Consider the following 5,326-nt stretch of genomic DNA (forward strand, 5'->3'; position numbering starts at 1 on the left):
CGCCAAACGCGCGGGCGTCACCAACAGCACCATTTCGATGATCGAAAAGAACAGCGTCAGCCCTTCGATCAGTTCGCTGAGAAAGGTGCTGGGCGGCATTCCCATGTCCATGGTCGAGTTCTTTTCCGAAGAAATCCTGCAGGAAGTCCCGACCCAGATCGTCTACAAGGCCAACGAGCTGATCGACATTTCCGACGGCGCCGTGACCATGAAACTGGTCGGCCGCGCGCACCCCAGCCGCGCCATCGCGTTCCTCAACGAAATCTACCCGCCGGGCGCCGATACCGGCGAAGAAATGCTCACCCATGAGGGCGAAGAAACCGGGATTCTGGTGGAAGGTCGTCTGGAATTGGTGGTGGGCCTTGAAACTTTTATTCTCGAAGCCGGCGACAGCTACTACTTTGAAAGTACCAAGCCGCATCGTTTCCGTAATCCGTTCGACTTGCCTGCGCGACTAATCAGCGCAGCCACGCCGGCAAACTTTTAAACCAAGAGGCGCCAGGCCATTACGGCAAAGGCTCCCAAGCTGTTTTACCGATGCGCAACAAGACCCCTTTAATCATGGGGTTGTTTCAGTGTGGCGGGCTACCCGCTATACTTGCGCCCGCCTGCGAACCGTGGCCGCAGGCGTGAATAGCCACCATTGAGGGTGAACGCGTGAACCTAATTATGAAAATGCTGGCTGCACCAGCAACCGTACTGGCCCTCTGGGCTGTCAGCGCTCAAGCTGCGACGAATGACGACATTGCCAAACGCCTAGAGCCTGTCGGCCAGGTGTGTGTTCAAGGGCAGGAATGCAAAGGGATGGAAGTGGCGGCAACTGCCGGCGGCGGTGGCGGTGCCAAGACTCCGGACGAAGTGATTGCCAAACATTGCAACGCTTGCCACGGTTCCGGGTTGTTGGGTGCGCCGAAGATCGGTGACACGGCCGCGTGGAAAGAACGTGCTGATCACCAGGGCGGCCTTGATGGCATCCTTGCCAAAGCCATCACCGGTATCAATTCGATGCCGCCGAAAGGCACCTGCGCCGATTGCTCGGATGAAGAGCTGAAGGGCGCGATCGAGAAGATGTCCGGCCTGAAATAAGGCGTGCATCTGATGAAAAAACCGTCTTCGGACGGTTTTTTTGTGCCTGCGATTCAAGAGCCCCTCACCCCAGCCCTCTCCCGGAGGGAGAGGGGGCCGACCGCGGTGTCTTGCGTCCGACATCGACCTGAAAGACCTTAGCGGTTATGGATTCAGCAAGACTATTTCACGTCGGCGTATCTCCCAAATATATCCCATTCAGTCCCCTCTCCCTCCGGGAGAGGGCTAGGGTGAGGGCAATCTGGCGCTGTTCTTTGCAGCAAACTCAAGGCAATCTCGGTCTACCCCTATTCACGGAACGGGCAGGAGGCTTCAGATGGTGCAGTTGTGTTCGATCGAACAAGCAGTGGACGACGTGCTGGCGCGCTTGCCGGCGCATATCCACATGGGCATGCCGCTGGGCCTGGGCAAACCCAATCACTTCGTCAACGCGCTGTACCGGCGGATCAAAGGCCTGCCCCAGCGGCAGCTGACGATCTACACCGCGCTGTGCCTCGGTCGCCCGGCGTTGGGCGATGGCTTGCAAAAGCGCTTCATCGAACCCTTCGTCGAGCGTGTCTTCGGTGACTACCCGGAATTCGATTTCCTCGCCGACCTGCACCGCGACAGCCTGCCCGCCAACATCCGCATCGAACAGTTCTTCATGCAGCCCGGCAGCCTGCTCAACAGCGCGCCGGCCCAGCAGGATTACGTCAGCAGCAACTACAGCCACGCCGCCCGCGACATCAACGCCGCCGGCCTGAATCTGGTGGCGCAGTTATTGGCCAGCAGCAGCGAACACCCGGATCGCCTGAGCCTGAGCTGCAACCCCGACATCACTCTCGATTTGTTGCCGATGATCGCCAAGCGCCGCGAGGCCGGGGAGACCATTTTGCTGGTCGGCCAAGTGCACACCGATCTGCCGTACATGCCCGGCGACGCCGAAGTCGACATCGACACCTTCGACCTGCTGATCGACGAGAAGGACAGCAGCACGCTGTTTTCCACACCGAACATGCCGGTGGGGTTTCAGGACCATTTCATTGGTTTGCACGCGAGTACGCTGGTGCGCGACGGCGGCACGTTGCAGATCGGCATCGGTTCGATGGGTGATGCGCTGACTGCCGCGTTGCTCGCACGTCAGGCGGATAACGCCGGTTATCAGGCGTTGCTCGATGACATCAACCTCAGTCAGTGGGCGCAATTGATCAACCGCGAGGGCGGCACCGGGCCATTCGCCAAAGGCCTGTACGGTTGCAGCGAAATGTTCGTCAACGGCCTGCTGGTGCTGGCGGATGCCGGGATCATCCGGCGCAAGGTTTACCCCGATGTGCCGACGCAGGAGCAGGCCAACGCTGGCACCCTCGACGAAGCGGCGCAAACCGACGGCATTTCCGTGCACGGCGGATTCTTCCTCGGCCCGCGCAGTTTCTACGAGCGACTGCGTGAGTTGCCGTTGAGCAAACGCCTCGAATTCAACATGACCCGCATCAGCTACATCAACGAGCTCTACGGGCAGGAAGAACTCAAGCGCTTGCAGCGCCTCGACGCACGATTCATCAACACGGTGTTCACCATGACCTTGCTCGGTGCAGGCGTGGCGGATCAACTGGAGGATGGACGAGTGCTCAGCGGTGTCGGCGGGCAGTACAACTTCGTCGCGCAGGGCCATGCGTTGCACGACGCGCGCTCGATCCTGATCCTGCGCAGCTGGCGCGAATCCGGCGGCGACGTCAGCTCCAACATCGTTTGGGAATACGGCCACTGCACGATCCCACGGCACCTGCGCGACATCGTCGTGACCGAATATGGCATCGCTGATCTGCGCGGTAAAACCGATGCCGTAGTGATCGAGTCATTGCTGAATATCAGCGATTCACGCTTCCAGCAGGGCCTGATCGAACAAGCGCAAAAAGTCGGCAAACTGCCAAAGGATTTCCGCCTCGATCCGCGCTTCACCGAGAACACGCCGCAGCGTTTGCAAGCCATCGCCGCACGGCACAAAAACCTGTTTCCGGAGTACCCGCTGTGCTGTGATTTCTCCCCGATCGAACGGGATCTACTGCGGGCGCTGAACTGGCTAAAAAGCAAATTCAAACTCACCGAAATCCTCGAACTCGGCAAAGCCGCCCTCGACGCCCCCGAGGCATCGCTCTACCCCGAACACCTCGAACGCATGCAACTCACTCACCCGGAAGGCCTGAAAGAAGACCTCTTCCAACGCCTGCTCCTCACCGGCCTAAAAGCCACCACCCAAACCCCGTAGGAGCTGCGGCACGCTACGATCTTTTGATCCTGATCCTTAAAAGATCAAAAGATCGCAGCCTCGTTGCACTCGACAGCTCTACACGGCGACTGCGCAGTCCCCAAACAACTGTAGGAGCCGAGCTTGCTCGCGAAGGCGGTAGATCAGTCAAAGCATATATCGACTGACACGACGCCTTCGCGAGCAAGCTCGGCTCCTACAAGAGCCATGTCTGATATCTGAATGAATACGGAATGCCATCCGTAGTCCCGTTCTGAAAATCATCAACCAATGAGTTTTTGGATTGTCGTCGGCATTCGCCTGTCGATAGGTTTGTCTGTGGTCTATCCAGCAGCAAATCCGGAGGGTGCAGAGTGTCAGCATCGAAGAAATACTTGCCACAAGAGTCTGTCGAGCACGCCTTACTCCTCACTGACTTAACCGAAAAGAACCAACCCGACCACGCAGTCCGACTACTGCTCAATGAAGTCCTTCAAGGACTCGCAGCAAGAGGCTGGCCCCGAGCGCAGTTGCAGGTTGGGCCAAGGATTGTGTCCGCCGAAGAAAACTACGGTTTGCTGGGTTACGACCCGGCAGAAATTACCCTTGGCAGCGAGCACACACGTTGGGTCGATGAGCATTCGCTTTTGCGAACGCAGACCACCAGCCAGATTCCTGCGGCGCTTCAGCAGGCCGCCGAGGTTCGTCGGCCGGGACAAACCATTTTGCTGGCAGCACCAGGCATTACCTTCAGGCGTGATAGCCGAGATCGTTGGCATTGCGCCGAGCCGCACCAAATGGATATCTGGGTATTGGGCGACCCGGAGCTGGCATCCCATGAGCATTTACTGCGTCTTGTCGGCGATATTTTGCAGTCGGCCGTCCCGGAAAAGTCTTGGGTTTATAGCGACAGTCCACATCACTACACCGAGGGCGGGATTGAAGTGAATGTGTTGAATGATGGCGTGCCGGTCGAGGTTCTTGAGTGCGGGCGTATCGCGAAGTCGCTGTTGCAGCGTTTGCAGATTGATCCGCTGCGCCATGGCGGACTCGCTCTTGGGATGGGGCTGGATCGCCTGACGATGTTGCGCAAAGGCATTCCTGATATTCGTTTGTTGCGTGATCAGAATGTGCGCGTGCAGGCGCAGATGCATGATCTGGATCCGTGGACTGCGGTATCTCGTTTGCCGTCGATTGCCCGCGATATCTCGTTGGCAGTAACGCCGGGATTGAGTGAAGAGGTATTGACCGAGAGGATGTTGCAGGCGGCAGGGGATTGCTCTGGATGGATCGAGGAGATGCGAATCAAGGGGCGCTGGCCACGTTCGGATTTACCGGCGCAGGCCATTGAGCGACTCGGGATGTTATCGGGTCAGGAGAACGTGCTTTTGCATGTGGTGCTGCGTGATTGTTCGCGCTCGATTACCACCGGTGAGGCGAATGCCTTGTACGCGGATATTCAAGCTGCGATGCACGAAGGGGTACCGGGGGCGGGGTACAGAATGGATTAAGTGAAATCTGTAGGAGCTGCGGCACGCTGCGATCTTTTGATGTTGATCCTGAAAATCAGATCAAAAGATCGCAGCCTCGTTGCACTCGACAGCTCCTACACGGGGAATGCGGAGTACCCGAACAACTGTAGGAGCAAAGCTTGCTCGCGAAAGCGGTGGTTCAGTCAAATAATGTATCGACTGACACAACGCCTTCGCGAGCAAGCTCGGCTCCTACAAGGGTATTGCGGTGTGGCTTTATTCGATGAAGGTGACAACGCCACCTGTCAGCGATTTAACGCGGGCCAGCGATTCGACGCGGTAGCCTTGCGAGTCCAGTTCGGCGCGGCCGCCCTGGAACGACTTCTCGATGACGATGCCCAGGCCGGCCACGGTGGCGCCGGCCTGTTTGATGATCGAGATCAGCGCTTGCTTGTCGATGAGGGGTTTGCCGAGTTGGCGCGGCGCTGGTTACCGATCCTCGATTGCTTTGAAGCAGCGGGCGTTGATCTCTGCTACGAGATCC

Annotated in this window: 4 protein-coding genes and 1 pseudogene; 4 read left to right on the top strand and 1 reads right to left on the bottom strand. The window is 58.1% G+C overall.

Annotated features, from left to right (window positions below; all coding sequences use genetic code 11):
* The 4 genes from ACIP1X_RS27560 to ACIP1X_RS27575 form a co-directional block, all read left to right on the top strand.
* The coding region (locus ACIP1X_RS27560) for a cupin domain-containing protein (protein ID WP_400755845.1) at window positions 1-487 on the top strand (487 nt) is incomplete at its 5' end.
* A gap of 182 nt (window positions 488-669) precedes the next feature.
* Entirely contained in the window at window positions 670-1,086 is a 417-nt protein-coding gene (locus ACIP1X_RS27565) for a c-type cytochrome (RefSeq protein WP_400755848.1), read from the top strand.
* 316 nt (window positions 1,087-1,402) lie between these two features.
* Window positions 1,403-3,331, top strand: coding sequence for an acetyl-CoA hydrolase/transferase C-terminal domain-containing protein (locus tag ACIP1X_RS27570; RefSeq protein WP_400755846.1), 1,929 nt, complete (start codon window positions 1,403-1,405; stop codon window positions 3,329-3,331).
* A 353-nt stretch (window positions 3,332-3,684) separates the two neighbouring features.
* Window positions 3,685-4,821 carry a hypothetical protein gene (locus ACIP1X_RS27575; protein WP_400755847.1) on the top strand — a complete coding sequence of 379 codons (1,137 nt, stop codon included), beginning with the start codon at window positions 3,685-3,687 and terminating at the stop codon, window positions 4,819-4,821.
* Between the two features lie 237 nt (window positions 4,822-5,058).
* On the opposite strand, the pseudogene ACIP1X_RS27580 reads toward ACIP1X_RS27575, so the two are convergent.
* Window positions 5,059-5,232: pseudogene (locus tag ACIP1X_RS27580) on the bottom strand (xanthine phosphoribosyltransferase); the annotation flags it as partial.
* Between the last annotated feature and the right edge of the window lie 94 nt (window positions 5,233-5,326).

Source organism: Pseudomonas sp. NPDC088885, assembly GCF_044750025.1.
Lineage (GTDB): Bacteria > Pseudomonadota > Gammaproteobacteria > Pseudomonadales > Pseudomonadaceae > Aquipseudomonas > Aquipseudomonas rustica.